The sequence below is a fragment of the Allobosea sp. 117 genome, assembly GCF_000702305.1.
Lineage (GTDB): Bacteria > Pseudomonadota > Alphaproteobacteria > Rhizobiales > Xanthobacteraceae > Ancylobacter.
In genome coordinates this window covers 163,497-188,912 of record NZ_JNLC01000014.1, presented here as the reverse complement: position 1 = coordinate 188,912, position 25,416 = coordinate 163,497, and the positions used below count along the sequence as shown (strand labels likewise).

Below are 25,416 nucleotides of genomic sequence, written 5' to 3'. Positions count from 1 at the left end.
ACAACCTTGAGGCGCGGAACGATGTGCCGCGGCTGCCCCGCTCGACGCCGGACCGGGCCGGATGCTATGCGCTCGCCCGTTGCGGCGGCCGGCTTTGCGGCCCGCGCGGGATTTCCGGAGGAAAGTGATGAGCGACATATGGTTCCGCACCGGCGAGGCGACGGTGCTCGCCGCCGACGGCCAGTTCACCGATGCGATGCCGGAAGTGCTGATCGGGTCGGTGCGCGGCCCGGCCGGCCATGCCTTCGCGTCGATGATGGGCCAGGTGCAGGGCCACACCCGCATGTTCGTGGTGCGCGACCTCAACCAGATGGTGCGCCCGGCGACGATGATGACCACCAAGGCGACCATCCACACGCTGGAATATGTCGACCTGCTCGGCGGCGTCGTGCAGGGCGCCATCGGCGATGCCATCGTCGACGCGCTCGCCGAGGGCATCCTGCCGAAGGATCAGGCCGACGAGATCTGCATGATCGTGATGGTGTGGCTCGATCCGCGCTGCGCCGAGGATGCCAACCTCGACAAGGCCGACCTCTACCGCACCAATTATGAGGCGATGAAGATCGCGCTCGACCGCGCCATGAAGGGCGAGCCGACGGTCGATCAGCTCATCGCCAACCGCAAGAGCGTCAAGCACTACGCGCTCGACGGCGTGGTCGACTACTGAACGGGGCTGCGGGCGGCGGCATCCGGCACGCCGCCCGGATCGGTGCCGAGCCCGCCGCCGGCGACGAGCTCGACCTTGATCTCGCTGTCCGAGGCGAGCCGGCCGATCGCCAAGCGGCTGCGCCCGCCCTCCTTGGCGGCGTAGAGCGCCTTGTCGGCCGCGCGCATGAGATTTCGTGACGAGGCGGGGTCGTCGCTCGCGTCCGGCATGAACGTGCTGAGCCCTATGCTGACCGTCACGAAGCCGTGCGGGCTGCCGGCATGGGCGATGGCGAGCGCGCGCACGCACCCGGCCATGCGCGCGGCGATCTCGATGGCCCCGACCTCGTCGGTGTCGGTCAGCACGGCGGCGAATTCCTCGCCGCCATAGCGGCTGACGATGTCGCCGGAGCGCCGCAGCGTGTCGCGCAGCGCCTCCGCGACCCGGCACAGGCACTCGTCGCCGGCAGGGTGGCCGTAGAGATCGTTGAAATTCTTGAAGTGGTCGACGTCGATCATCACCAGCGCCATGGACGGGCGGCCGCGCTGCGTGCGCCGGAACTCGCGGCCGAGCACGGTGTCGAACTTGCGCCGGTTCGGCAGCTCGGTCAGCGGATCCATCTCGGAGAGCATGGTGAGCCGCCGGTTGGCGCGGATCAGCTCGCTCTCCAGCGCCCGGCGCTGGCGCACCGTGGCCGCGAGCTCCTCCTCGACATGCTTCTGGCGGGTGATGTCGACGCTGGTCGCCAGCACCCTGAGCGGTGAGCCGTCCGCGGCGAATTCCACCACCGAGCCGCGGCTCAGCACCCAGCGCCAGCGCCCGTCCTTGTGGCGGATGCGGTAGGTGGCCTCGAACTGGCGCTCTCCGCCGGAGAGGATTCGCGCCAGCGCCCGGCTGGCGCGCGCGCGATCGGCCGGGTGCACGATCTTCCAGGCGAGGTCCTCGTCATCGGCGGTGCTTTCGTCTCTCCGGTAGCCGAGCAGCTTCTTCCAGTGCGGGGAACGCCAGACCGTGTTGCTCGGCACGTCGAGCTCCCACACCCATTGCCCGGCGCTCTCCAGCGCGAAGGCGCTGCGCTCGTCGGCGCGGGCGAGGTCCGACTCCGCCTGCTTGCGCTCGGTGATGTCGACGAGCGCGATCGACAGCCCGCTGACGTTTCCCGCCCCGTCGCGCAGCACGCTGGTATGGATGAGGAAGCTGCGGCCGCTCTCCGGGTGGTGGAATTCGCGCGGCGGTACCGCGAGGCCCGCCGCCGCCCGCGCCAGCTTCTGGCGGACGGCATCCACCGCGAAGGGGGCGCATTCCTCCACCGAGCGGCCCACCACGTCCCCGGCGGCGCGCTCCAGCAGGCGCGCGAAGCAGTCATTGGCGGCGACGTAGCGCAAGGCGGGATCGATGACGCAGAGCGCCACCGGCGCGTGCTCATAGACCTCCGCCACGTCCGGCGGCGAGGCGGCCCGCTTGCCTGTCGACCGTGAGCCGGGCGGAGACTTCGTCGCCTTCATGAAACTCTCGAAGTCCCGCCTGCCGTCAACTGGCTCCCTTATAGCAGAGATCGGACGCAGATTTCATGCCAGCGAGCGTGTCGCGATGTCGGACACGTCGGGCGACAGCCCCGGCGTGTCGGCGACCCGCTTCAGGGCCGCCTCGGCCGAATTCCGGCGCACGGTCTCCAGCGAGCGCCAGCTCTTGAAGGCGGCGAGCAGGCGCGCCGCGACCTGCGGGTTCCGGCCGTCGAGCGTCAGCACGGTGTCGGCGACGAAGCTGTGCCCGGCGCCGTCGGCGCGGTGGAACTGGGTGGGATTGGCGCCGGCGAAGGTGCCGATCAGCGACCGCACGCGGTTCGGGTTGCCCATGGAGAAGGCGGCATGCTTGGTCAGTGCGCGCACCCGGTCGAGCGTTCCCGGCTCGGCGATCTGCGCCTGCAGGGCGAGCCATTTGTCGACCACCAGCGGCTCGTCGCGGAACCGCTCGTAGAAGTCCGCCAGCGCCTCCTCGCGCGCGTCCCTGGCGGAATGCGCCAGCGTGGACAGGGCGGAGAAGCGGTCCGTCATGTTGTCGGCGGCGCGGTAGAGCGCGAGGGCGCGGGCGACCCCGTCGCCGGCGCCGGCGGTCGCCAGGAGGTCGAGGCACATGTTCTTCAGCGACCGCCGCCCGGCCGAGGCCGCGTCCGGCACATAGGGGTCCGGCACGGACAGCCGCTCATAGGTCGCCACGAGCTCGTGGCCGAGCGCCGTGCCGAGCGCCTGCCGGAGCGTGGTGCGCGCGGCGAGCACGGCGTCGGGGTCGACGCCCCTGCCGATCTCGCGCGCGATGTCGCTCTCGGAGGGAACCGACAGCGCTTGGGCGACGAAGGCCGGATCGAGCGAGGCGTCGCCAAGCACCGAGCCGAGCGCCTCGATCAGCGCGGCGGGCGCGGCCGACGGGCGGGCTTCGCGCGTCGCCCCCGTCGCCGCGACGAGATGCGCCATGGCGAGCGTCTGCGCCGCCTCGAAGCGGTTGAACGGATCGCGGTCGTGGCGTGCCAGGAAGAGCAGGTCGTCGGTCGACAGATCGGTGCCGAGCTTCACCGGAGCCGAGAAGCCGCGGTTGAGCGAAGGCACCGGCCGTTCCTCGACATTGCGGAACAGGAAGCTCTGCCGTGCCTCGTTCAGCACCAGCACGCCATGCGCCGCGTTGCCGCCGTCGGGCGGCAGGACCTTCATGTCGTGGCCATCCGCCCCGAGCAGCCCGAAGGCGAGGGGGATCACCAGCGGCAGCTTGGTCGGCTGGCCGGGGGTCGGCGGCACCGCCTGCGCGAGGTCGAGCCGATAGGTGCGGGCCTGCCGGTCCCATTCGCCCGAGGCGGTGACCAGCGGCGTGCCGGCCTGCGCGTACCACAGCGCGAACTGGGTGAGGTCGGTGCCGGTGGCGTCGGCGAAGCAGGCGAGGAAGTCCTCGATGGTCGCCGCGTCGCCGTCGTGGCGCTCGAAATAGAGGTCCATGCCGGCGCGGAAGCTCTCCGGCCCCAGCAGGGTCTTCAGCATCCGCACCACCTCGGCGCCCTTCTCGTAGACGGTCGCCGTGTAGAAGTTGTTGATCTCGCGATAGGTCTGCGGGCGTACCGGATGCGCCAGCGGGCCGCCGTCCTCGGGGAACTGGTGGCTCTTCAGGAGCCGCACGTCGGCGATCCGCTTCACCGGGCGCGAGCGCTGGTCGGAGGAGAATTCCTGGTCGCGGAAGACGGTCAGCCCTTCCTTCAGGCAGAGCTGGAACCAGTCGCGGCAGGTGATGCGGTTGCCGGTCCAGTTGTGGAAATATTCGTGGGCGATGATCGCCTCGATATTCGCATAGTCCGCGTCGGTCGCGGTCTCCGGGCTGGCGAGCACGTATTTGTCGTTGAAGATGTTGAGGCCCTTGTTCTCCATCGCGCCCATGTTGAAGTCGGCGACGGCGACGATGTTGAACACGTCGAGGTCGTACTCGCAGCCGAACGCCTCCTCGTCCCAGCGCATCGAGCGCTCCAGCGCGTCGAGCGCGTAGCCGGCGCGTCCGGCCTTGCCCGGCTCGACATAGATGCCGAGCTCGACATGGCGCCCCGAGGCGGTGACGAAGGGCGCGCTCACCCGGTCGAGCCGCCCGCCGACCAGCGCGAACAGGTAGCAGGGCTTCGGCCAGGGATCGTGCCAGATGGCGTAGTGGCGGGTGGTGCCGGGGATCTCGCCGGCCTCCACCGGATTGCCGTTGCCGAGCAGCACCGGCGCCTCGTCGCGCTCGGCCTCGATGCGGGTCGTGTAGACCGCGAGTACGTCCGGACGGTCGGGGAAGAAGGTGATGCGCCGAAAGCCTTCCGCCTCGCATTGCGTGCAATAGGTGCCGCTGGAGCGGTAGAGGCCCATCAGGCTGGTGTTGGCGGAAGGGTCCACCAGCGTCTCGATCTCGATCACCAGCGCCCGCGCCGGCGGGGAGGGAATGGTCAGCGTGCGCTCGCCGAGCGCATAGGCCGTTCCCGCGAGCGGCGTGCTGTCGAGGGAAATCGCCTTCAGGGCGAGCTCGTCGCCGTCGAGCACGATCGGCGCGCCGGGGCGGCCTTTCGGGTTCGGCCGCATGGCGAGGCGCGCGAGAATGCGCGTCGCATTGGGATGCAGGCGCACGTCGAGATCGACCGTGTCGACCAGCCAGTCCGGCGGCCGGTAATCGCTGAGGCGGACGGGTTGGGGCTCGGGATCGAGCGGCATCGCATCACTCCAGGCGGCACGAAATCTGGCCATAGCGCCAATGAAAGCTGTAGGCCCTCGGTCGGCGGATCGGAAGCCCGCATCGCCTCACATCGGTTCAAGCGACCTCCGGCGGTGGGGGGAATCGCCGCTTCATCGCCATCATGTGGCCGTCTCTGCGCTACGTTCGGATGGAACCGTGAGCAAGATGAGTCGTTATATCCGGCTCTTATTCCGCCGACTTCGGTAGAAAAATACAGTACATTCAGAAATGGAGGATATCGTATGGCCGATACCGGTGCGCCAGAACGATTTGAATCCCTCGATTCCTGGCGCGGTATCTGCGCTGTTATGGTGGCGATATATCATTTTGCGTTCGTCATGAATGCGGATTCGATACGAAGTGCGTTCATTTTGAATTCTTATCTTTTTGTGGATTTTTTCTTCGTGCTCTCCGGCTTCGTGGTGTGCCACGCCTATCGCGACCGGCTCGACGCGCCGCGCAAGGTCGGCGGCTTCATCCTGAGGCGCTTCGGCCGGCTGTGGCCGCTGCATGCCGCGATCCTCTTCGCGATGATGGTCGCGATCATGGCGATCAATCTCTTCGGCCCGTACCCCGACCAGCTCGCGGTGCATGCCAATACGGGCAGCTATTCGCTGCTGGCGCTGGTGCTCAACGCGCTGCTGCTCAACTCGATGAGCCTCTATGGCAGCGCGTGGAACGGCCCGGCGTGGAGCATCGGCGCCGAGCTGTACACCTACATCCTGTTCGCGGCTGTGATCGTGCTGTCCGGCCGGCGGCTGGTCGCCGCCTCGCTCCTGCTGGTGGCCGGCGCGAGCCTCGCGCTGCTGGCGCTGGCGCCGTCCTACATGAACTCGACCGCCGATTACGGCCTCGTGCGCTGCGTCGCCGGCTTCTTCACCGGGGTGGTCGCCTATCATCTGCATGTGCGGATGCGCGCGCGTGCGCTGCCATTCGCAACCGTCGCGGAAGTCGCGGCGGTGGCGATCGCCGGGCTGTTCGTCATCGTCGCCGGCAATGGGCCGGACAAGGTGCATGCGCTGAGCCTGCTGGCTCCGGCGGTGTTCGGCTGCGCCATCCTGATCTTCGCGCGCGAGGGCGGGGCGCTGTCGCGCGCGCTCCGGGTACGCCCGCTGCGCGCGCTCGGGCGCTGGTCCTATTCGATCTACATGGTGCACGTCCCGCTGCTAGTGCTGCTCGCCTATGGCGTATGGCTCTATGGCGAGGCCGCCGGCATCACGGTGCGGCGCGAGGTCGTCGTCGAGGGCTATGTGAAGCACCTCTACGATCTCGGCCACCCGATGGCGACGCAGGCGCTGCTTGCCGGCTTCCTCGTCGTGACGGTGGCGCTCGCGGCCTTCACCTATGCCCGCATCGAGGACCCGTGGCGTGGCCGGCTCAACCGTCTGGCGCGGCGCTACGAGGAGGGCGGCCGCCGCAGCCTCGCCCTCGGGCGGCTGCCGGCCGAGGCCGTACCGATCCCCGTGCGCGATCGCTGACGGCTCAGTCCCGCTCCGCCTCGGTGGCCCGCCAGCGGGCGATGAGCGGCAGCGTCACCGGTGGGGTTTCGAGGTCCGGCACCACGGCGAGCGCGCCGGGGAAGCTCTGGTGGCGTGTGTAGAGGCTTGGCGTGACGATGGTCGGCAGTCCCGCCGCCCGGGCGGAATCGAGACCGTTGCGCGAATCCTCGACGGCGATCGAGGCGAAGCTCGGCGCCCTCAGCGCGTCGAGCACGTGGCGATAGATGTCGGGCGCCGGCTTCTTGGCCGGCACGATGTCGCCGGCGCCGATCACCTCGAAGATGTCGCGCCCCTCGGTGCCGAATGCGGCGGCAAGGAGGGATTCCACATTGGCGAGGCTGGTAGTGGTGGCAATCGCCAGCCGGACGCCGCCCCGGCGCGCCTCGCCGATCAGCCGGCGGATGCCGGGTCGCAGCTTCGCCGCGCCTTCCGCGACGAGCTCGCCATAGCGCCGGTTCTTGGCGGCGTGCAGCTCGGCAAGGGCGGCGAGCGCCCGCGCCCCGTCCGGCGGGTCGTAGGCGGCGACGTAATGGGCGATGCGCTCCTTGCCGCCGGTGACGTCGAGCAGCTTGCGGTAGAGCGGCTGGTCCCAGCTCCAGTTCAGGCCGAAGTCCGCGAACACCTCGTTGAAGGCGCGCCGGTGCACCTCTTCGGTCTCGGCGAGCGTGCCGTCGACATCGAAGATGATGACGTCCGCGCGCATGGCGTCAGGCCGCCTTCGCCACGGCCTTCGCGCCGGCCGAGCGGATCGCCGCGATATTGGCGCGGTAGCCCTCGATGCCGCCCTTGAAGACGGCGGAGCCGGCGACCAGCACGTCGGCGCCCGCGGCGGTGCAGAGCGCGCCGGTCTCCGGATTCACGCCGCCATCGATCTCCAGGTGGATCGGCCGGTCACCGATCATGGCGCGCAGGCGCTCCACCTTGGGCAGCACGTCGCGGATGAAGGCCTGCCCGCCGAAGCCGGGATTGACCGTCATCGGCAGGATCAGGTCGACCTTATCGAGCACATAGGCGACCGCGCTTTCCGACGTCGCCGGGTTGAGCGCGACGCCGGCCTTTTTGCCGAGCGAGCGGATCACCTGCAGGCAGCGGTCGAGATGGTCGGTCGCCTCGGCCTGCACGGTGATGATGTCGGCCCCCGCCTTGGCGAAGGCCTCGAGATAGGGCTCGACCGGCGCGATCATCAGATGCACGTCGAACACGCGGTCGGTATAGGGGCGGATCGCCTTGATGACGTCCGGCCCGAAGGTGATGTTCGGCACGAAATGGCCGTCCATGACGTCGAGATGGATCCAGTCGGCGCCGGCCGCCACGACGTCGCGCACCTCCTCGCCGAGCCGTGCGAAGTCGGAAGCGAGCATGGAGGGGGCGATCAGGGGGGTGGTCATGGGTGATGTCCTCTTTGAAGTCGTCGGTGCTTCATCGCCGGGTTCATGCATGCACCGTCGTCCATCGGGAGCACCGTCATCCCGAGGTGCGAGCGCAGCGAGCCTCGAAGGATGTCCGTTCGGGTGGGCGGGGCGAGCATCCTTCGAGGCCCGGCCGATGGCCGGGCACCCTCAGGATGACGGTGTTCCCAAGGATCACGGGTGCGTGCCGCCGATCGGCGGATAGCTGTCGATGCCGCCGGAGAACACGCGGCTGGCGAGGATGTCCTCGGCCTCCAGCGTGCGCAGGTCCTGCGCGGTGACCGGCCGGCCGGCGGTGAACAGCCGGTTCGCCTGCCTGAGCCGCGCGCGGTCGAGCGCGTTGCGGATCGAGCGGCCATTGGCGAAATGCGGCTGCTCCTTGCGCAGGCTGATGTAGCGCGCGAACGCCTCTTCCGCCTTCGGGCTCATCACATAGTTCATCGCCCCGAGGATGCGCCCGCCAATGGCGTTCAGCTCCTCCTCCGAATAGTCGGGGAAGTCGATGTGGTGGGCGACGCGCGAGCGGAAGCCGGGATTTGCGTGGAAGAAGCGCTCCATGCGGTCGGCATAGCCGGCGAGGATGACGACGAGGTCGTCGCGCTGGTTCTCCATGACCTGCAGGAGGATCTCGATCGCCTCCTGCCCGTAGTCGCGCTCGTTCTCGGGCCGGTAGAGGTAATAGGCCTCGTCGATGAACAGCACGCCGCCCATGGCGCGCTTGAGGATTTCCTTGGTCTTCGGCGCGGTGTGGCCGATGTACTGGCCGACGAGGTCGTCGCGCGTGACGGTGACGAGGTGGCCTTTGCGCACATAGCCGAGCCGGTGGAGGATCTCCGCCATGCGCAGCGCCACCGTGGTCTTGCCCGTGCCGGGGTTGCCGGTGAAGCTCATATGCAGGGTCGGGCTCGCCGCCTCCAGCCCGAAGCGGGCGCGGGCGCGGTCGACCAGCAGCAGCGCGGCGATCTCGCGCAGGCGCTTCTTGACCGGGGCGAGGCCGACGAGGTCGCGGTCGAGCTCCTCGAACACCTCGGACAGGCCGGTCTCCGCGAATTCGGCGGCGAGGTCGACGGCCTCCGTCGCGGGTGCGATCGGGGCTTCCGTCTTCGGATCTTCGGTGATGGCGTCCATGGCTGGTCGCTCCTGGTCCCATCCTTCGAGGCCGGGCTCCGGCCGGCACCTCAGGATGACGTCACTACAGGAGCAGCGTCATCCTGAGGTGCGAGCCCACGGGTCTTGCCTTTGGCAAGCCCGAGGACAGGCTCCGCGAGCCTCGAAGGATGCTCGTTGGGAAGAGAAAATGGACCGGTCCGGGGCGCGGTATCCCGGACCGGTCCTTATCGCAGCCGGGGAGGAACGGGTCGGCTGCGAAGAAGTTCGGTCACGAAACGGGTGTCAGTAGCGCGCGCCCTCGGGCTGGTTCGCCGCGTAGGGGCGGGTCGTGTAGCGGATGTTCCGCCCGTCCACTTCCTGCCGCTCCAGCGCGAAGCCGGGCTCGTTCTCGGGCCGGTTCACGATGAAGGAGAGCCGCACCGACTCCCAGGTGTGGGTGGCGTCGAAGGCCGAGACGCGGATGTAGTGGCGCCCGGCATAGGCCTTGCGGCATTCATTGAGCTCGAACATGACGCCGGCGGCGTCCTTCACGTCGAACATCGGCAGGCCCCACAGCTCCCAATAGGTGTTGCGGGGATGCGGGTCGTCGGTGAACTCGATGTTCACGGCCCAGCCATTGTTGATGCAGTACTGGATCTGCTTGGCGATCTGCTCGTCCGTGAGGTCCGGCAGGAAGGAGAAGGCGCCCTGGGTGATGCGCATGGTGATGTCCTCATCTATCGTTCCCCGGGCGAAGCGCGCAGTGCGCTCCGCAGGGCCGGGGGCCAGAAGGAAATTCGTGAAGCGCCAAAGGCTTTTCAGTCTTCGGCTGGTCTTCCGGTGCATCCCGGATCGGCGCGTCACGATGCTCTGCGCGGGTCCGGGGTACACGGGCGTCACTCCGCGGCGGTGACCTGCGGCACGAAGTCCGGCGTGTCGGTCGAGGAGTAGTTGAAGGTCACGTCCTTCCACGTATCGAGCGCCTGGCGCAGCGGCAGGCAGTGGCGCGAGGCGGCCTTCAGGATCTCCGGCCCCTCGTTGAGGATGTCGCGGCCCTCGTTGCGGGCGAGGATCATCGCCTCCAGCGCCACGCGGTTGGCCTGCGCGCCGGCCTGGATGCCCATCGGGTGGCCGATGGTGCCGCCGCCGAACTGGAGCACGACGTCCTCGCCGAGCAGGTCGATGAGCTGGTGCATCTGGCCGGCATGGATGCCGCCGGAGGCGACCGGCATCAGCTTGCGGGTCGAGGCCCAGGGCTGGTCGAAGAAGATGCCGTGGGCGAGGTTCTGCGGCACGAAGTCCTCGCGGCAGAGGTCGTAATAGCCCTTGGTGGTGTAGGGGTCGCCTTCGAGCTTGCCCACCACCGTGCCGGCGTGGATGTGGTCGACGCCGGCGAGGCGCATCCATTTGGTGATGACGCGGAACGACACGCCGTGCGACTTCTGCCGCGTGTAGGTCGAGTGGCCGGCGCGGTGCAGGTGCAGGATCATGTCGTTGCGCCGCGCCCACTTGGCCATGGACTGGATCGCGGTGTAGCCGATCACGAGGTCGATCATCACGATGGTCGAGCCGAGCTGCTTGGCGAATTCGGCGCGCTCGTACATGTCCTCCATGGTGCCGGCGGTGATGTTGAGGTACGTGCCCTTCACCTCGCCGGTGGCGGCCTGCGCCTTGTTCACCGCCTCCATGCAGTACAGGAACCGGTCGCGCCAGTGCATGAACTGCTGCGAGTTGATGTTCTCGTCGTCCTTGGTGAAGTCGAGGCCGCCCTTCAGCGCCTCGTAGACGACGCGGCCATAGTTGCGGCCGGAGAGGCCGAGCTTCGGCTTCACGGTGGCGCCGAGCAGCGGACGGCCGAACTTGTCGAGCCGCTCGCGCTCCACGACGATGCCGGTGGCCGGGCCGTCGAAGGTCTTCACATAGGCGACCGGCAGCCGCATGTCCTCGAGGCGCAGGGCCTTGAGCGGCTTGAAGCCGAACACGTTGCCGATGATCGAGGCCGAAAGGTTGGCGATCGAGCCGTTCTCGAACAGGTCGAGGTCATAGGCGATATAGGCGAACCAGGAGCCGGGGGTGTTCGGCACCGGGTCGACGCGGTAGCACTTCGCCCGGTACTTGTCGCAGGCGGTGAGCCGGTCGGTCCACACCACCGTCCAGGTGGCGGTCGAGCTCTCGCCGGCGACCGCGGCCGAGGCCTCGATGGGGTCGACACCATCCTGCGGCGTCACGCGGAACAGCGCGATGACGTCGGTCTCCTTCGGCTCGTAGTCGGGCTGCCAGTAGCCCATCTTGCGGTATTCCATCACGCCCGCGCTGTAGCGGTCGCGCTTCTTCTCGGCGGGCTTGGCAGTCTCGATCGTGCTCATGGTGTCTGCTCCCATAGCTCTCCCGTCGACGCGCAGCAGTGCTGGCGCGCCCGGGTCGTTCGCGTTCAGTCAGTCGTTTCGTCGGCCCCTCGGGGAGAGGCGTTCAGTTCACTCCGCCGCCGCGGTTATTCCGCGGCTACCCTGGCGCCGCCGATCACCGGATCGAGCGCGCCCGAGGCATAGCGCTTGGCCATTGCCGCGAGCGGCAGGACCTTGATCTTCGAGGCCTGTCCGGCGGTGCCGAACTGCTCGAAACGTTCCCGGCACAGGTCGCGCATGGCGTCCATGGCGGGTTTAAGGAACTTGCGCGGGTCGAACTCGGACTTGTTCGCCTGCGCCACCTTGCGGAACTGCGCGGTCATGGCGAGCCGGCAGTCGGTGTCGATATTGACCTTGCGCACGCCGTGCTTGATGCCGCGCACGATCTCCTCGACCGGCACACCCCAAGTCTGGGGCATCTCGCCGCCGGAGGCGTTGAACAGGTCCTGCAGCGCCTGCGGCACCGAGGACGAGCCGTGCATGACCAGATGCACGCTCGGCAGCCGGCGGTGGATCTCCTCGATGACGTTCATCGCGAGGATGTCGCCGTCCGGCTTGCGCGAGAACTTGTAGGCGCCGTGCGAGGTGCCCATGGCGATGGCGAGCGCATCGACGCGGGTCGCGGCGACGAAGTCCACCGCCTGGTCGGGATCGGTGAGCAACTGGTCGTGGCTGAGGGTGCCCTCGGCGCCGTGACCGTCTTCCTGCTCGCCGGCGCCGTGCTCCAGCGAGCCCAGCACGCCGAGCTCGCCCTCGACCGAGGCGCCGACCCAGTGCGCGGCGTCGACCACGCGGCGGGTGATGGCGACGTTGTAGTCGTAGTCCGCCGGGGTCTTGGCGTCCTCCTTCAGCGAGCCGTCCATCATCACCGAGGTGAAGCCGTGCTGGATCGCCGAGAGGCAGGTCGCCTCGTTGTTCCCGTGGTCCTGATGCATGCAGAGCGGGATGTGCGGATACATCTCCGACAGCGCCTCGATCATCTTGGCGAGCATGATGTCGTTGGCATAGGAGCGGGCACCGCGGCTCGCCTGCATGATGACCGGCGCGTCGACGGCGTTCGCCGCCTCCATGATCGCGAGGCCCTGCTCCATGTTGTTGATGTTGAAGGCGGGGACGCCGTAGCCCTGCTCGGCCGCGTGGTCGAGAAGCTGGCGAAGAGTGATGCGGGCCATGGGGCTCTCCTCAGGCTCGGTTCGTCAGGGCGCGCGCGGCATTCGCCACGGCGTCGGCGGTGATGCCGAAATGGGTGTAGAGCTCGGGAGCCGGCGCCGAGGCGCCGAAGCCCTCCATGCCGATGAAGCGTCCCCGTTCGCCGATCCAGCGGTCCCAGCCGAGCCGCGCGGCGGCCTCGACGGCGACGCGCGGGGCCGAGCCGAGCACGCTTGCCCGGTAGGCATCGGGCTGCTTCTCGAACAGCTCCCAGCAGGGCATGGAGACGACCGCCGCCTTCAGGCCTTCGCTCGCCAGCTTGTCCGCCGCCGCGAGGACGATCTCCACCTCCGAGCCGGTGGCGAGCAGCGTCACGTCGCGCCCGCCTTCCGGCTCGCGCACCACATAGCCGCCGCGGGCGGTCAGGTTCTCCCGCGAATGCTGGGTGCGGAAGGTCGGCAGGTTCTGGCGCGACAGCGCGAGCACCGAAGGCGTGCCTTCCGAATGCAGCGCGATCTGCCAGGCCTCCAGCGTCTCCACCGCGTCGGCGGGCCGGAACACGTTGATGTTCGGCGTCGCCCGCAGCATGGCGAGATGCTCGATCGGCTGGTGCGTCGGGCCGTCCTCGCCGAGGCCGATGGAATCGTGGGTCAGCACATAGACGACCCGCTGGCCCATCAGCGCCGAGAGGCGGATGCCGCCGCGCGCATAGTCGGCGAAGACGAGGAACGTCCCGCCATAGGGGATGAAACCCCTGTGCAGCGCGATGCCGTTCATCGCCGCCGCCATCGCATGCTCGCGGATGCCGTAGTGGATGTAGCGGCCGGCATATTTGCCGGGCGCGACCGAGCCGAGCCCCTTGGTCACGGTGAGGTTCGAGTGCGTCAGGTCCGCCGAGCCGCCGACCGTCAGGCCGGTCGCCTCGTTGATGACGCCGAGCGCCATCTCGGAGGCCTTGCGGGTTGCGACCTTCGGCGCCGTTTCGCTCAGCGAGAGCTTGTAGGCCTCGAGCCTGGCGTCGAAATCGGCCGGCAGCCTGCCGGCGATCGCGGCGTCGAAGGCTTGGCGCTTGTCGGAGGCGGCGTGCCGGTCCTCCCACGCCTCGCGGGCGAGGCGGCCGCGGTCGGCGATCTGCTCCCAGGCGGCGCGCACGCCGAGCGGGATCTCGAAGGGCTCGTGGAACCAGCCGAGCCGGTCGCGCGCGCCCTCGATCTCGGCGGCGCCGAGCGGGGCGCCGTGCACCGCTTCGGTGCCGGCCTTGTTCGGCGCGCCGTAGCCGATGGTGGTGCGGCAGGCGATCAGCGAGGGGTTCTTGCTGTTGCGCGCCTTGGCGATGGCGTCGATCAGCGCGTGATGGGCGTGGCCGTCGATGCGGAACACGTCCCAGCCGGCCGCCTCGAAGCGCGCGAGCTGGTCGGTCGAGGTCGACAGCGAGGTCGCCCCGTCGATCGAGATGCCGTTGTCGTCCCACAGCACGATCAGCTTGCCGAGCTTGAGATGCCCGGCGAGGTCGATAGCCTCGTGGGAGATGCCCTCCATCAGGCAGCCGTCGCCGGCGATCACATAGGTGTAGTGGTCGACCAGCTCGTCGCCGTAGCGGGCGTTCATCATGCGCTCGGCGAGCGCCATGCCGACGGCGGTCGTCAGCCCCTGACCGAGCGGGCCGGTGGTGGTCTCGACGCCGAGCGTGTGCCCGAATTCCGGGTGCCCCGCGGTGGTCGAGCCCATCTGGCGGAAGCGCTTGATCTGCTCGATCCCCATGTCGGCATAGCCGAGCAGGTGGTTGATCGCGTAGAGCAGCATCGAGCCGTGGCCGGCCGAGAGCACGAAGCGGTCGCGATCCGGCCAGTTCGGGCGCGTCGGATCGATCTTCATGAAGCGGGTGAAGAGCACGGTGGCGGCGTCCGCCATGCCCATCGGCATGCCGGGATGACCCGACTTCGCCTTCTCCACGGCGTCCATGGCCAGCGCACGCAGCGCATTCGCCATGTCGCGATACGGCACCTCGGTCGTCCCCTCGTGCGGGAAATGGACCGGGACGGTGGTCTTGGTGAGCATGTCTTCCTCCCGGTTCACGCGGCCCGCCGCTTCTTGTCGACGAGGTTGAGGATCATCGGCGTCAGGATGAGCTGCATGGCGATGTCGAGTTTCCCGCCGGGGATGACGATGGAGTTGGCGCGTGACATCCAGGAGCCCTGGATCATCGAGAGCAGGTAGGGGAAGTCGATGCCGCGCGGCTTGGCGAAGCGGATGACGACGATCGATTCGTCCGCCGTCGGGATCCAGCGCGCGATGAACGGGTTGGAGGTGTCCACCGTCGGCACGCGCTGGAAGTTGATGTCGGTGTGGGTGAACTGCGGGCAGATATAGTTCACGTAGTCCGGCATGCGCCGCAGGATGGTGTCGGTCACCGCCTCGGTGGAATAGCCGCGGGTCGAGCGGTCGCGATGGATCTTCTGGATCCACTCGAGATTGATCACCGGCACCACGCCGATCTTCAGGTCGGCATAGCGCGCGACATCGACATTGCCGCTGATCACCGCGCCGTGCAGGCCTTCGTAGAACAGGAGGTCGGTCGGGCCCGGCAGGTCCGTCCACGAGGTGAAGGTGCCGGGCGTGCCGCCATATTCCTCGGCCTCGCGGTCGTCGTGGATGTAGTGCCGCGTCCGTCCGGTCCCGGTCTTCGAGTAGCTGCGGAAGGTCTCCTCCAGCTCCTCGAACAGGTTCGAGTCCGGGCCGAAATGGCTGTAGTGGTGGTTGCCGCGTCCCGCCTCCTCGGCCATGACGCGCTTCATCTCGGTGCGGTCGTAGCGGTGGAAGGCGTCGCCCTCGATATAGGCGGCGACCACCTCCTCGCGGCGGAAGATCTGCTCGAAGATGCGCCGCACCGAGGTGGTGCCCGCGCCGGACGAGCCGGTGACCGAGATGATCGGGTGATGGATCGACATGGTCCCGCTCCTCACACCCGCAGCAGGCCGCGCCGCGCGAAGAGCGGCGAGCGGTCGGCAAGGTTGACGGGGTCGGAGTGATAGCGGCCGATGCGCTCCACCTCGGCGCGCGAGCCGAACACCAGCGGCACGCGCTGATGCAGGCCGGTCGGCGTGAGGTCGAGGATCGCGTTCACGCCGTCGGTCGCCGCGCCCTCCGCCTGGGTGACCAGGAAGGCGATCGGGTTGGCCTCGTAAACGAGGCGCAGCCGGCCGTTGCGATAGCCCTTGCGGGCGTCGCCGGGATAGAGATAGACGCCGCCGCGCACGAGGATGCGGTAGGCCTCGGCCACCATGGAGGCGATCCAGCGCGTGTTGAAGTCGCGCCCGCGCGGGCCCTCGGCGCCGGCCTGGCAATCCTCGATGTAGTTGCGCACCGGCTGGTCCCAGTGGCGCTGGTTCGAGCCGTTGATGGCGTATTCGGAAGCCTCCGCCGGGATGGCGACATGCTCGTTGATGAGCAGGAGACGGCCGGTGGTGCGGTCGAGCACGAAGAGCTGGGTGCCTTCGCCGACCGTGAGGGCGAGGCTGACCTGCGGGCCGAACACCATGAAGCCGGCGGCGAGCTGGCGGTTGCCGGGCTGCAGCAGCGAGTCCGGCCCGATGAAGGGCAGGATCGAGAAGATCATGCCGATCGAGACATTGGTGTCGATGTTGGACGAGCCGTCGAGCGGATCGACGGCGACCGCGAGGGTGCCTTTCGGATCGAGCTCCATCGCCTCCTCGGCCTCCTCGGAGCCGAGCAGGGCTACCGGTGCCGCGGAAAGGCGCTCGGCGATGATGCCGTCGGCGACGACGTCGAGCTCCTTCTGGCTGTCACCGTCGCTGTGATGTCCGCGCACGGCGGCCAGCTCGCCGGCGAGCGGACCGGCGGCGACCAGCTCGGCAATGGCGATGCCGGCACTGGCGAGCGCGAGTACGCTCGATGCGATTCCCCGGCGCAGGAAATCATCTCCGGACCACCCTGCGAGGTGGTCCTGCAATGTCGTGTGTGTCACGGCGTTTCCCCGGTTGTGAGGTCTTGGGACCTTTTGGCGTGTCGTTTCCGTAAGATCTTCGAGTGGGGTGACCCGAAGCGGCGGACGCCTTTTATTGAGGGGAGACTGCCTGACTTGGCGCCATAAGGAAATTCGAATATTCTTTGGCTTCGATTAAGAATTACTGACATCGAGGGCCGCCATGGAGCAGATGCGCAACGTCACGCTGAAGCAGCTCCGCGCGCTCGCCGCCGTCATCGAGACCGGCACCGTGACCGCGGCGGCGCGCCTTCTCAACGTCACGCCGCCGGCGGTGACCATGCAGGTGCAGCTCCTGGAGGACCAGATGGGCCTGCCGCTGCTCGACCGGGCCGGCGACCGCTTCCAGCCGAGCGATGCCGGCCGCGAGATCATCGCCGCGGTGGCGCGGATCGAGCGGGCCCTTGCCGATTGCGGCGCCGCGCTCGACGCGATGAAGGGCCTCGACGCGGGCCGCGTCTCGGTCGGCATCGTCTCGACCGCGAAATATTTCGCCCCGAGCGCGCTCGGGGTGTTCGCGCGCTCGCATCCGGGCATCGACGTCGCGCTGGTCGTCGGCAACCGCGAGGAGATCGTCGCGGCGCTGCGGGGCGACGCGGTGGACGTCGCCATCATGGGCCGGCCGCCGCTCGACATGGAGGTCGACAAGAGTCCGATCGGCGAGCATCCGCACATCATCGTCGCGCCGGCGGATCATCCGCTGGCCGGCCGCCGCATCGCCCCGTCCGACCTCGCCGGCGTCACCTTCCTGGTGCGCGAGCCGGGCTCGGGGACGCGCACGCTGATGGAGCGATTCTTCCAGGACGCCGGGGTGACCCCGCGCGTCGGCATGGAGATCGGCTCGAACGAGACCATCAAGCAGGCGGTGATCGCCGGGCTCGGCCTCGCCTTCATCTCCGCCCACACCGTGGCGGCGGAGGTCGCCGACGGGCGCCTCGCCGTGCTCGACGTCGAGGGGCTGCCGGTGGTCCGGCAGTGGTTCGTGGTGAAGCGCTCGGCCAAGCGGCTGACGCCGCCGGCGGCCGCCCTGAACGATTTCCTCGCGCAGCGCGGCGCCGAGTTCCTGCCGCGCCCGCTGGCGCCGCTGGAAAGCGGGCGGCGGCGCGGCGGCGGAAAAGGCTGATTCTAGCGGCTGCGGATGATCTCGACGCCGACGTCGCGGAAGACGCCGGCGATCGGCGCGTTCGGCTTGTGCAGCTCGACGCGGACCTTCTCGATGCGCGGGAAGCGCGCCAGCACGGCCATCGCGATCGCCTCGGCGAAGGCCTCGATGATGTGGAAACGGTGCTCGGTGTTGATCTTCGTCACCGTCTCGAACACCTCCTGGTAGCCGACCGTCTCGCCGTAGTCGTCCTGCGCGGCGGCCGGATGCGCGTCGAGCCACCAGTCGATGTCGACGACGAAGCGCTGGCCGAGCGAGGCCTCCTCGGGATAGAGGCCGTGGCGGCCGTGCAGCTCGATGCCACGCAGATAGACGCGGTCGGACATGGGGACTCTCGTGTTTGACGCCGTGCGGATTAGCCCGGCGACAGGGCCGCTGACAACAGCCCGACGGCGACGGCCGGCGCGCAGTCCGCCGCCGCGCTGCCGAGCGCGGGATCGTCGGTGAGCACGGCGGCAAGGTCGAGATAGCGCACCCCGCGCCGTTCCGCGAGGCGCCCGGCGAGGAAGCGTCCGACGCCGGCGCCGACCAGCAGCTCGCCGGCCTCGTTCGGCGCGCCGGAAAGCACGCAGTCAAGCGCCCGGTCGAGGTCGTGGAGCTGCGCCTCGGAGAGATGCCGCGCTAGCGCCTTCGCCCGGGGGAGGGCGTCCGGTGCGAGGTCCTGCCCGACCATGCGCAGCAGCCGCCGCGCGCTGGCCTCCTCGGTCTTCGGCCCACCATCGGCGGAAGGGTGCAGGTCGGCACCCTCCGCGAGGTCGCCGGTCAGCCGGTGGACGTCCGCGCTGGTGGCGTAGAGCTCGGCCATCAGCGGGACGAATCGCCCGCCGAAGGGCGCCTCGCGGGCCAGCGCCATCACCGCGGTCCGGGCGACGCCGGCATAGACGAGCTCGCGGCTCGCCAGCCGTTCGGCGTCGCTGTAGCCCTGCGCCGCGACGCGTCCTTCGGCGAAGGGAATGATGTCGGAGGTGGTCGAACCGACATCGACGAGAACGCCTGCGGGCAGCAGATGGGCGAGCACGGCGGCGGTCGCGTACCAGTTGGCCGAGCCGATCGCGTCGGCATGGGCGGCGGCCGCCTCCGGCCGGACGAAGCCTTCCGGTCCGGCGAACAGCGCCAGCGGCGGGCCGGCGAGCTCCTCCATCAGGAGGACCGCGGTGCCGACGACGCCGGCGTGGCGGCTCGGCCAGAGGTCCGCGACCTCGGCGGTCATGGTGACGGCGGAGGCCGCGCCCGAGGGAAATTCCGCGCGCAGAGCGCGCAGCGCCTCGCGCAGATGGTCGGCGCCCTGCCAGACCGGGCAGGGGCGGATGCGCACCGCCCTCAGCCGTCCGTCGGCGCTGAAGGCAGCGAGCTTCACATGCGCGCCGCCGACATCCCATCCCAGCCTGACGATGTCGCTCACAGCCTGATCTCCACGGGAACAGGCACCGGCAGATGCGGTAGCTCCGGCACCACGCCGTCCCGGATCAGCTCGGCGACGAAGGCCACCGGGTTGACGCCGAGCGAACGGTGCAACCCGGCATAGGATGTTGTGAGGCGAGGGTTGATCTCGACCACCACCGGCCCCTTCGGCGTGGCGATATAATCGATGCCGACGAGGCCGTGCAGGCCGGGCAGCGCCTGCATCACCTCGACCGCCAGCGTCTGCAGCTCGGGATCCGGGCACAGGCCGCCGACCGTGAGGCCGGCGAGCCGCAGCCCGCCGTTGCTGCGGCGGATATGCTGGAGATTGGCGGTGAGCACATGCGCCTTGCCGGACTGGCACAGCAGCGTGAGGCTCGCCGCCGTCCCCTCGATCAGCGGCTGCACTATGGTGCCGTCCTCCAGGCTCGCTGGCAGCGCATCGACGACGTGGATGCCCTCGCTGCCGGCACCGTCGTCCGGCTTGAGGACAAACGGCCCGGTCGCGCCTGCAGGCACCTCGCCCGCCCGCCAGGTCGGCACCACGGCGATTCCGGCCTTCGCCAGAATGGCGGCGGTGCGCGCCTTGCTGGCGCAGATGGCGATGGTGGCGGCGTCCGGGCCGATCACGCGGGGATTGGCCTCGCGCATCAGCGCGGCCAGCGCCGCCAGCTCGCCGCCGCGTTCCGGCGCGACCGGCCAGCAGCAATGCGCCAGTGCCGCCAGCCGGCGCCATTCCGGGCGGGGATCGCCGCCGGCGGGAATCGGTGTGCTCTCGGCACGTTCCGGCGGCGGCAGCCTTGCGTCGTGCGTCGTGACGACGCGCACGCCCGGCAGGTCCTCCAGATCGCTGATCAGGGCATCGCGCATCAGGCTGCCTTCCGCTATCAGCGATTCGGGAAGCGGTTCGCCGGTGAAACCGCCGCCAGTGACCGTCTCGCAGACGAAGACGAGCATGATGCCTTCCGTGGATCGAGGGAGAAGAAAGGCGTGGAACTTATACCCGTCCTCGACCTGATGGGAGGGGTGGTGGTGCGTGCCCGCCGTGGCGAACGCGCGGCCTATCGCCCGATCGAGACCCCGCTCTGCTCCGGTGCGCAGCCGCTCGACGTCGCCGGCGCGCTCCTCGACCTGGCGCCGTTCCGCACGCTCTACATCGCCGATCTCGACGCGATCCAGCGCGTCGGCGGCCATGACCGGATCATCGGCGCGCTGCGCGAGCGCTTTCCCGGGCTGGATGTCTGGGTCGACGCCGGCGAGACCGAACCGGCCGCGCTCGATCGACGCAGGTGGGCGGGCCTCGGCATCCCGGTGGTCGGAACCGAGGTGCTGCGCGATCTGGCCGAGGCGCGGGCGGCGCTCGCCTCGGGCGAGGCGCTGCTGTCCCTCGACCATGATGCTTCCGGGCGCCTCGGCCCCCCGGAGATGCATGAGGATACGGCTCTCTGGCCCGAGCGTGTGATCGTCATGACGCTCGCCCGCGTCGGGGCGGGGCAGGGGCCGGATTTCGGGCGGCTTTCCGAGGTGAAGGCGCGCGCCGGGGCGCGACGCGTCTATGCCGCCGGCGGAGCCCGCTCGGCCGAGGATGTCGAGCAACTGGCGGGCGAGGGAATCGCCGGGATTCTGTTGGCGAGTGCCCTGCATGACGGGCGCCTCTCCTCCGCCGATCTGTCGCGCCTCATGCGGTGAGGGCAAGCAGCCGCGCCGCGAACAGGCTAGCCACCGTGAGGTCGGCACTGGTGCCGGGGTTCAGCCCGCGTTCTTTCAGCGAGGCGTCGAACTCAGCGAGCGGGATGCGGCGGCGCGCATCGGGAGCCTTCCAGTCGACAGCGCGCTCGATCGCCTCGGCTTCCTCGCGCACGCCGGCGGCGACCTCAGGGCCGAACTTGCGGGCGATATGGCTGTCCGGGAAGGCCGCCATGAAGGCGAGGTGCACCGCCTCCGCCTTCACCGGCGCGGCGGCCTGGCGGAGCGCATTGACGCGCGCCACGCCGATCTCGAACACGTCGGCGAAGTCGCTCACATATTGCCGGGCGATGCGGTCGCGCGAGGCGGCCGCGCCCATCGCCTCGCGCAGGCCAACGGCGGGTGGGGCGTGCACGTCGTGCTGCTCGGCTTGGCCGAGGCCGCCCGGATTGGCGAGGGTGATGGCGCGGAAGGTGGCGGCGGCGTCCTCGATGTCGAGCGCCGCCAGCGTCGCGGCGAGCGCCTCGCGCAGCGGTCCGCCGGTCTCATAGGCGGCGGCGAGCGGCGCGCAGAGCAGGATGATGCCGAGATTGATGTTCAGCCCGGTCTTCGCCACCGAGGCCTTCACCGCCGCCTCGATCCGGGCGCCGACGCGGGCATGCTCCGTGGCGATGTGGGGCGCCGCGGCATCGGCGGCGTCCTCGAAATGGATGACCTCCATGCCGTGGCCGCCGGCGAAGCAATGCACATTTCCGGGCTTGAGCGCGTTCAGCTCGTCGTAGCAGGAGGCGCGGAACGCCTGGATGATGCGGTAGTACCTCACACCACCGTCACCGTGGACAGCCTGCCCGCGAGGTGGCGGGCGAGCGCCCGCGCGATGTCGAGCCCGGTCGCCCGCTGCAGGCCCTTCCAGGCCGGCATGGAATTGACCTCCAGCACCTTGTAGGCGCCGGTCGCATCCTCGATCACGTCGACGCCGGCATAGTCGGCGCCGACCGCCCGGGTCGCCGCGATGGCGAGGTGCCGCAGGGTCTCGTCCGGCTCCGCCGGCTCGCCCACCGCGCCCTGGTGGATGTTGGTGATCCAGCGCTCGGAGCGGCGGATCATCGCCGCCTCGGCGTTCTCGCCGATGACGAACACCCGCCAGTCCTGATAGCGGTCCGGGGCGCTGCCCTCGACGAATTCCTGCAGATAGTAGACGCCGCCGACCCTTTCCGGCTCGGGAAGCGGCTCGCGCGGGGCGATGCGCCGGATGCCCTTGCCTTGCGCGCCGAACAGCGGCTTCAGCACCGCGTCGGCTGGGGCCTCGTCGACCAGCGCCTGCATCGCCGCGCGGTCCTCGCGCACGAAGGTGCGCGGCGTCGGCAGGCCGGCTTTGGCGATCAGGAAGCTGGTCATGGACTTGTCGACGCAGCGCTCGATCGCCCGCGCGTCGTTCATCACCGGCACGCCGAGCTCGCGCAGCGCATGCAGGAGGCCGAGCCGCGCGGTGATCTGCTCGGTGGTGCCCTTGGCGATGACGCGCACGAAGGCGGCGGCCGGCAGCATCCCGTCGAGGCCCGGCAGCAGAAGGCCGTGCGGCGTCTCGCCGATGGCGAAGCCGCAATCGTTCAGCGACAGCACCAGCACGCTCAGGCCCTCGCGCTCGATCGCGGCCTTGAGGTTGCGGGTGTGCCAGTCGGCATCCTCGGTGAAGATGACGACCGTGTCAGAACGTCGGGACGTCATGCGAAGGACCGCTCCAGCACCTCCTCGTCGAACGCGCCATTGGTGAAGCTGCGTCCGGATTCGAGTGCGGTGACGGTAACCCGTGCCGGGCTGAAAAGCATCGGGTCCATCGCATAGAAATCGCCTTTATAGGCGCTGAAGATCTCGCCGAAGGTGCGCCCGTAGTCGCGCGAGGTGGAGCTCGGCAGCTTGGCGGCGAGGTCGCGCGCGTCCGATTCCGGGCCTTCGACATAGAGCTGGACGTCGCCGCCATAGAGCGTCGCGTCGTTGGTGCGGCCCATCGCCGAGACGAAATCCGGCGCGGGCGGCGGCAGCGGCGCACTGCCGATGCCGTCGACGATGCGGTCCAGCGGAAAGTGCAGCGCATGCGCCTTGTGCAGCGCCACCTCCAGCACGCGCGCGACCACCTGCACGGTGCCGGCGAGGCTGCGCGTCGGGGTGAGGATCAGCGTCAGCGCCTCGGGCGCGATGCCGCACTCGGCGGCGATATGCGCGGCGAGGCTCTCCGGCGGCGCTCCGTCAACCTCCAGCACCAGCACACCGGCGCTGGCACGGTCGCGGTAGCCGAGCTCGGCGAACAGCGCCTCCTTGGCCCACAGCGCCCGCGCCGGCCCGGAGCCGAGCGCAAAGAAGTCGCCTTCCGCCAGGCTCCACCCGGCATATTGGCTGGCGAGGCAGGCGAGCACGGGATCGGCGGTGCCGACCGTCAGCGTGGTGCCCCAGCGCGGGAACCGCCCGCTGGAGCCGACGCTGACCCGGCCGAGGCCGCCGAGGCAGATCTCGGCGATGCGCCGTCCCGCCTCGATGCCGCCGCGCACCGCGATGCCGGCATCGACGATCCGCACGCCATTCGACAGCCGCGAGATGCCGAGCCGCAGCCAGTCGGCATCGGCCACCAGTTTTTCGACGAGCGGCGCGGTGAGTGCCGAAAGGCTTGTGCGTTGATCGCTCATGGGCATTTCTCCCTCTTATTCGGCTGCCTTCCGGCCGGCGCGTGACAGCGCTTGCCACAGCTCGCTGATTCTCTGGGCGACGGTCTCGCGCGCCTCCTCCGCCGTCCGGCCTTCGGCCAGCACGGTGCACACCGGCTCGCCCGTCTCGATCCGCGTTCCCTGCGGAGGGCGATCGGCGACCCAGTCGGGCAGCGGGTCGAGCCGCATCTCGAAAGGCGCGGGCGCGTAGAACACGGCGGCCGCCCGTGCCGTCTCGACGTCTGCCGGCTCAAGCGGCGCGAGGTCGGGCAGGCGCCCCTCGCAGGCCGCGAAATGAAGCGTCAGCAGCGGCGGCAGCGGCTCATGGTCGAACACGTCGAGGGTCGCGCCGGGGCGCGGATTGATCTCCAGCAGCGTCCAGCCGGTCTCGGTCCGCACGAGGTCGGCGCTGGCGAGGCCGACAAGGCCGGTGGCATAGACCAGCCGGTCGAGCGCGGTGGAGATGCCGGCCCGGGTCGCCGCATCGATGGCCACCGGCCCGGCCGCGCCGCCATAGCGGAACGGCGCCTCGTCGGTCGGCGCGCACCATTGCTGCGAGAAGGCGAGCAGGCGCGCCTCCCGCCCGTTGCCGAGGAACAGCGCCGAGAAGGTGTCGCCCTCGACATATTCCTGCACGTACCAGCCCGGCCCGCGCGGGGCCTGCGCCTCGCGCACATGCCAGCCGCCGGAGCCGCCGACCCGCTTCTCCAGCGTGCGCACCCCTTCCGGCGCCGGCCCCGTGAAGACCGTCGGATAGGGAATGCCGAGATTGGCGGTGAGACGCATGAACACCACCGGTTCCTTCAGGAAGGCCAGCGTCCGGCTGCCATTGCCGACCAGCCGGAAGTCGTGGCCGATGCGCTCGACCAGTTCCGGCGACTGCTCGAAGCCGGTGCCAAGCACCACCGGCAGATCGCCGGTGGCGTGGATCGCGAGCTGCTCGAACAGGTCGTCCGGATCGAAGGCGAGGCCTCCGAGCCGGCGGATCGGGATCGCTTCATGCGCGAGGGCGCGCGTGTCGTCGTCCCCGAACAGGTCGAGCACGATCGGCCGCATCCCGGCCCGCCGCGCCGCGGCCGCGAGCGCGCGGGCGGCGATGCCGACGATGACGAGATCGGGCGGCTCATGCGGCGACCAGCGATCTGGCGAGAGTGAAGGCATCCTCGAAACCGATGTTGAGCGCGGTGTCCGTCGTCCGCATCCGCTTCAGGAGCTCGTGCTGGACACGGTACTTTAGATGCCCGATCGCCAGTGCACCAATACCGAGTGCGCCGCCGGCCAACTGCTTGCCGTCGTCGAGCGCCTCCACCCCCGCGATCCCCGATGGCGGCACCGCGTTGACGTCCGCCGCCACCAGCAGCCGGCGCGCAACCGACAGGTGTTCGGCGGAGAGGATCTGCACACCGGCCTTGCCGCAGGCGAGCACGATCTCGGCTTCCGGCAGCAGGGCGCGCTTGCCCTCGTCGTCGCGCGCGGCGGCGCTTGCGAGGTCGACGTCGAAGCGGACCTTGAAGTCGGCGGCCTTCAGCCGGACGGTGTCCACATCGCGGTGGCTGACCAGCGTCACATGCGCCCCGGCCTGCGCGGCGATGACCGCGGCGATGCCGCCGACCACGCCGGTCGCGCCATACACCTGCACCTTGGCGCCCTTGAGCCCGCCCTCGCGGCGCCCGGCGAGCTTGCGCTCGACCTCGGCGATCATCGCGGCGGCGGTGGTGAAGGAGCCGGCTGGATCCACGAACACCGAGATCTGGAACGGCGGGAACAGCGCGGAGTGCGCCTCCTTGGCCATGTCGAGCGCGAGGCTCGCATCCTTGCCGCCGATGAACAGCCCGGTGCGCGAGGCATGGTCCGGCGCACGCGAGAACATCATGTCCTGCGTGAGGTCGACCATCTCCTCGAGCTTGACCTCGGAATAGGGGAGGATGGTCGTGTAGCCGGCGTCCACCGCCATGTTCACGTCGAACGGGGAAACGTGCCGCAGCGGCGACACGATGTGCAGAATCGGCGCTTTGTCCGCCATGTCTTT

Annotated in this window: 23 protein-coding genes; 4 read left to right on the top strand and 19 right to left on the bottom strand. The window is 69.4% G+C overall.

The window, feature by feature from the left end:
- Positions 1-127 precede the first annotated feature (127 nt).
- Positions 128-667 carry a formaldehyde-activating enzyme gene (fae, locus tag U742_RS0114030; protein ID WP_029354060.1) on the top strand — a complete coding sequence of 180 codons (540 nt, stop codon included), beginning with the start codon at positions 128-130 and terminating at the stop codon, positions 665-667.
- On the opposite strand, the gene U742_RS0114025 is transcribed toward fae, so the two are convergent.
- Both U742_RS0114025 and pepN read right to left on the bottom strand, forming a co-directional pair.
- Positions 661-2,151 carry a GGDEF domain-containing protein gene (locus tag U742_RS0114025; protein WP_029354058.1) on the bottom strand — a complete coding sequence of 497 codons (1,491 nt, stop codon included), beginning with the start codon at positions 2,149-2,151 and terminating at the stop codon, positions 661-663. The genes fae and U742_RS0114025 overlap by 7 nt on opposite strands.
- A gap of 63 nt (positions 2,152-2,214) precedes the next feature.
- Positions 2,215-4,863 (bottom strand): aminopeptidase N, encoded by a 2,649-nt coding sequence (pepN, locus tag U742_RS0114020; RefSeq protein ID WP_029354056.1) that lies wholly within the window; start codon positions 4,861-4,863, stop codon positions 2,215-2,217.
- Between pepN and U742_RS0114015 the strand changes: the two genes are divergently transcribed.
- The gene (locus U742_RS0114015; protein WP_081853002.1) at positions 4,768-6,363 is read left to right on the top strand and encodes an acyltransferase family protein; all 1,596 of its coding nucleotides are present in this window, start codon (positions 4,768-4,770) and stop codon (positions 6,361-6,363) included. The two genes, pepN and U742_RS0114015, sit on opposite strands and share 96 nt — an antisense overlap.
- Positions 6,364-6,367: 4 nt before the next feature.
- Here U742_RS0114015 and U742_RS0114010 read toward each other — a convergent pair whose 3' ends face one another.
- The 9 genes from U742_RS0114010 to U742_RS0113970 form a co-directional block, all read right to left on the bottom strand.
- Positions 6,368-7,087, bottom strand: a complete 720-nt coding sequence (locus U742_RS0114010; protein WP_038361577.1) for an HAD-IA family hydrolase — start codon at positions 7,085-7,087, stop codon at positions 6,368-6,370.
- A gap of 4 nt (positions 7,088-7,091) precedes the next feature.
- Positions 7,092-7,772: a ribulose-phosphate 3-epimerase gene (rpe, locus tag U742_RS0114005; RefSeq protein ID WP_029354049.1), complete on the bottom strand. Its 681-nt coding sequence runs from the start codon at positions 7,770-7,772 to the stop codon at positions 7,092-7,094.
- Between the two features lie 195 nt (positions 7,773-7,967).
- Entirely contained in the window at positions 7,968-8,921 is a 954-nt protein-coding gene (gene cbbX, locus U742_RS0114000) for a CbbX protein (protein WP_029354047.1), read from the bottom strand.
- Between the two features lie 264 nt (positions 8,922-9,185).
- The gene (locus U742_RS0113995; RefSeq protein WP_029354045.1) at positions 9,186-9,605 is read right to left on the bottom strand and encodes a ribulose bisphosphate carboxylase small subunit; all 420 of its coding nucleotides are present in this window, start codon (positions 9,603-9,605) and stop codon (positions 9,186-9,188) included.
- Between the two features lie 173 nt (positions 9,606-9,778).
- Positions 9,779-11,248 carry a form I ribulose bisphosphate carboxylase large subunit gene (locus U742_RS0113990; RefSeq protein WP_029354043.1) on the bottom strand — a complete coding sequence of 490 codons (1,470 nt, stop codon included), beginning with the start codon at positions 11,246-11,248 and terminating at the stop codon, positions 9,779-9,781.
- 125 nt (positions 11,249-11,373) lie between these two features.
- Positions 11,374-12,459 (bottom strand): class II fructose-bisphosphate aldolase, encoded by a 1,086-nt coding sequence (fba, locus tag U742_RS0113985; protein ID WP_029354041.1) that lies wholly within the window; start codon positions 12,457-12,459, stop codon positions 11,374-11,376.
- A 10-nt stretch (positions 12,460-12,469) separates the two neighbouring features.
- Positions 12,470-14,425 (bottom strand): transketolase, encoded by a 1,956-nt coding sequence (tkt, locus tag U742_RS0113980; protein WP_248310376.1) that lies wholly within the window; start codon positions 14,423-14,425, stop codon positions 12,470-12,472.
- A gap of 83 nt (positions 14,426-14,508) precedes the next feature.
- Positions 14,509-15,384 (bottom strand): phosphoribulokinase, encoded by an 876-nt coding sequence (locus U742_RS0113975; protein WP_029354038.1) that lies wholly within the window; start codon positions 15,382-15,384, stop codon positions 14,509-14,511.
- An 11-nt stretch (positions 15,385-15,395) separates the two neighbouring features.
- Positions 15,396-16,421, bottom strand: coding sequence for a class 1 fructose-bisphosphatase (locus tag U742_RS0113970; RefSeq protein ID WP_029354035.1), 1,026 nt, complete (start codon positions 16,419-16,421; stop codon positions 15,396-15,398).
- Positions 16,422-16,611: 190 nt separating this feature from the next.
- Between U742_RS0113970 and U742_RS0113965 the strand changes: the two genes are divergently transcribed.
- Complete coding sequence (locus tag U742_RS0113965) at positions 16,612-17,562, top strand: LysR family transcriptional regulator (protein WP_029354033.1); 951 nt, start codon at positions 16,612-16,614, stop codon at positions 17,560-17,562.
- 2 nt (positions 17,563-17,564) lie between these two features.
- Here U742_RS0113965 and folB read toward each other — a convergent pair whose 3' ends face one another.
- The 3 genes from folB to U742_RS0113950 are packed head-to-tail and all read right to left on the bottom strand — an operon-like array spanning position 17,565 to position 19,959.
- Complete coding sequence (gene folB / locus U742_RS0113960) at positions 17,565-17,927, bottom strand: dihydroneopterin aldolase (protein ID WP_029354031.1); 363 nt, start codon at positions 17,925-17,927, stop codon at positions 17,565-17,567.
- A 29-nt stretch (positions 17,928-17,956) separates the two neighbouring features.
- Positions 17,957-19,003 (bottom strand): hydantoinase/oxoprolinase family protein, encoded by a 1,047-nt coding sequence (locus U742_RS0113955; RefSeq protein WP_029354029.1) that lies wholly within the window; start codon positions 19,001-19,003, stop codon positions 17,957-17,959.
- Positions 19,000-19,959: an ATP-grasp domain-containing protein gene (locus U742_RS0113950; protein WP_029354027.1), complete on the bottom strand. Its 960-nt coding sequence runs from the start codon at positions 19,957-19,959 to the stop codon at positions 19,000-19,002. The genes U742_RS0113955 and U742_RS0113950 overlap by 4 nt, the downstream gene beginning before the upstream one ends.
- A 33-nt stretch (positions 19,960-19,992) precedes the next feature.
- On the opposite strand from U742_RS0113950, the gene U742_RS0113945 reads away from it, so the two are divergent.
- On the top strand, positions 19,993-20,691 hold the full coding sequence (locus U742_RS0113945) for a HisA/HisF-related TIM barrel protein (RefSeq protein WP_029354024.1): 699 nt from the start codon (positions 19,993-19,995) through the stop codon (positions 20,689-20,691).
- On the opposite strand, the gene U742_RS0113940 is transcribed toward U742_RS0113945, so the two are convergent.
- From U742_RS0113940 to U742_RS0113920, 5 genes are read right to left on the bottom strand one after another with little or no spacing between them, the layout of a single operon-like run.
- Positions 20,681-21,511, bottom strand: a complete 831-nt coding sequence (locus U742_RS0113940) for a triphosphoribosyl-dephospho-CoA synthase (RefSeq protein ID WP_029354022.1) — start codon at positions 21,509-21,511, stop codon at positions 20,681-20,683. The genes U742_RS0113945 and U742_RS0113940 overlap by 11 nt on opposite strands.
- A complete protein-coding gene (locus tag U742_RS0113935) occupies positions 21,508-22,416 on the bottom strand; it encodes a RimK family alpha-L-glutamate ligase (RefSeq protein WP_029354020.1) in 909 nt (302 codons plus the stop codon). Before U742_RS0113935 ends, U742_RS0113940 begins: the two co-directional genes overlap by 4 nt.
- The gene (gene mch / locus U742_RS0113930; RefSeq protein ID WP_197028257.1) at positions 22,413-23,375 is read right to left on the bottom strand and encodes a methenyltetrahydromethanopterin cyclohydrolase; all 963 of its coding nucleotides are present in this window, start codon (positions 23,373-23,375) and stop codon (positions 22,413-22,415) included. The genes U742_RS0113935 and mch overlap by 4 nt, the downstream gene beginning before the upstream one ends.
- Before the next feature lie 9 nt (positions 23,376-23,384).
- Complete coding sequence (locus tag U742_RS0113925; RefSeq protein WP_029354016.1) at positions 23,385-24,548, bottom strand: ATP-grasp domain-containing protein; 1,164 nt, start codon at positions 24,546-24,548, stop codon at positions 23,385-23,387.
- A complete protein-coding gene (locus tag U742_RS0113920) occupies positions 24,511-25,410 on the bottom strand; it encodes an NAD(P)-dependent methylenetetrahydromethanopterin dehydrogenase (RefSeq protein ID WP_029354014.1) in 900 nt (299 codons plus the stop codon). Before U742_RS0113920 ends, U742_RS0113925 begins: the two co-directional genes overlap by 38 nt.
- Between the last annotated feature and the right edge of the window lie 6 nt (positions 25,411-25,416).

Excerpts from the sequence above, each read along its gene's own strand:
- folB (WP_029354031.1), bottom strand. The coding sequence starts at position 17,927 with ATGTCCGACCGCGTCTATCTGCGTGGCATCGAGCTGCACGGCCGCCAC.
- U742_RS0113950 (WP_029354027.1), bottom strand. The coding sequence starts at position 19,959 with ATGCTCGTCTTCGTCTGCGAGACGGTCACTGGCGGCGGTTTCACCGGC.
- U742_RS0113935 (WP_029354020.1), bottom strand. The coding sequence starts at position 22,416 with ATGACGTCCCGACGTTCTGACACGGTCGTCATCTTCACCGAGGATGCC.
- U742_RS0113925 (WP_029354016.1), bottom strand. The coding sequence starts at position 24,548 with ATGCCTTCACTCTCGCCAGATCGCTGGTCGCCGCATGAGCCGCCCGAT.
- U742_RS0113975 (WP_029354038.1), bottom strand. The coding sequence starts at position 15,384 with ATGTCGATCCATCACCCGATCATCTCGGTCACCGGCTCGTCCGGCGCG.
- tkt (WP_248310376.1), bottom strand. The coding sequence starts at position 14,425 with ATGGCGAATGCGCTGCGTGCGCTGGCCATGGACGCCGTGGAGAAGGCG.
- U742_RS0113990 (WP_029354043.1), bottom strand. The coding sequence starts at position 11,248 with ATGAGCACGATCGAGACTGCCAAGCCCGCCGAGAAGAAGCGCGACCGC.
- U742_RS0114025 (WP_029354058.1), bottom strand. The coding sequence starts at position 2,151 with ATGAAGGCGACGAAGTCTCCGCCCGGCTCACGGTCGACAGGCAAGCGG.
- fba (WP_029354041.1), bottom strand. The coding sequence starts at position 12,459 with ATGGCCCGCATCACTCTTCGCCAGCTTCTCGACCACGCGGCCGAGCAG.
- mch (WP_197028257.1), bottom strand. The coding sequence starts at position 23,375 with ATGCCCATGAGCGATCAACGCACAAGCCTTTCGGCACTCACCGCGCCG.
- pepN (WP_029354056.1), bottom strand. The coding sequence starts at position 4,863 with ATGCCGCTCGATCCCGAGCCCCAACCCGTCCGCCTCAGCGATTACCGG.
- U742_RS0114010 (WP_038361577.1), bottom strand. The coding sequence starts at position 7,087 with ATGCGCGCGGACGTCATCATCTTCGATGTCGACGGCACGCTCGCCGAG.
- U742_RS0113920 (WP_029354014.1), bottom strand. The coding sequence starts at position 25,410 with ATGGCGGACAAAGCGCCGATTCTGCACATCGTGTCGCCGCTGCGGCAC.
- cbbX (WP_029354047.1), bottom strand. The coding sequence starts at position 8,921 with ATGGACGCCATCACCGAAGATCCGAAGACGGAAGCCCCGATCGCACCC.
- rpe (WP_029354049.1), bottom strand. The coding sequence starts at position 7,772 with ATGACCACCCCCCTGATCGCCCCCTCCATGCTCGCTTCCGACTTCGCA.
- U742_RS0114015 (WP_081853002.1), top strand. The coding sequence starts at position 4,768 with ATGCAGGCGCACGTCGAGATCGACCGTGTCGACCAGCCAGTCCGGCGG.
- fae (WP_029354060.1), top strand. The coding sequence starts at position 128 with ATGAGCGACATATGGTTCCGCACCGGCGAGGCGACGGTGCTCGCCGCC.
- U742_RS0113995 (WP_029354045.1), bottom strand. The coding sequence starts at position 9,605 with ATGCGCATCACCCAGGGCGCCTTCTCCTTCCTGCCGGACCTCACGGAC.
- U742_RS0113965 (WP_029354033.1), top strand. The coding sequence starts at position 16,612 with ATGCGCAACGTCACGCTGAAGCAGCTCCGCGCGCTCGCCGCCGTCATC.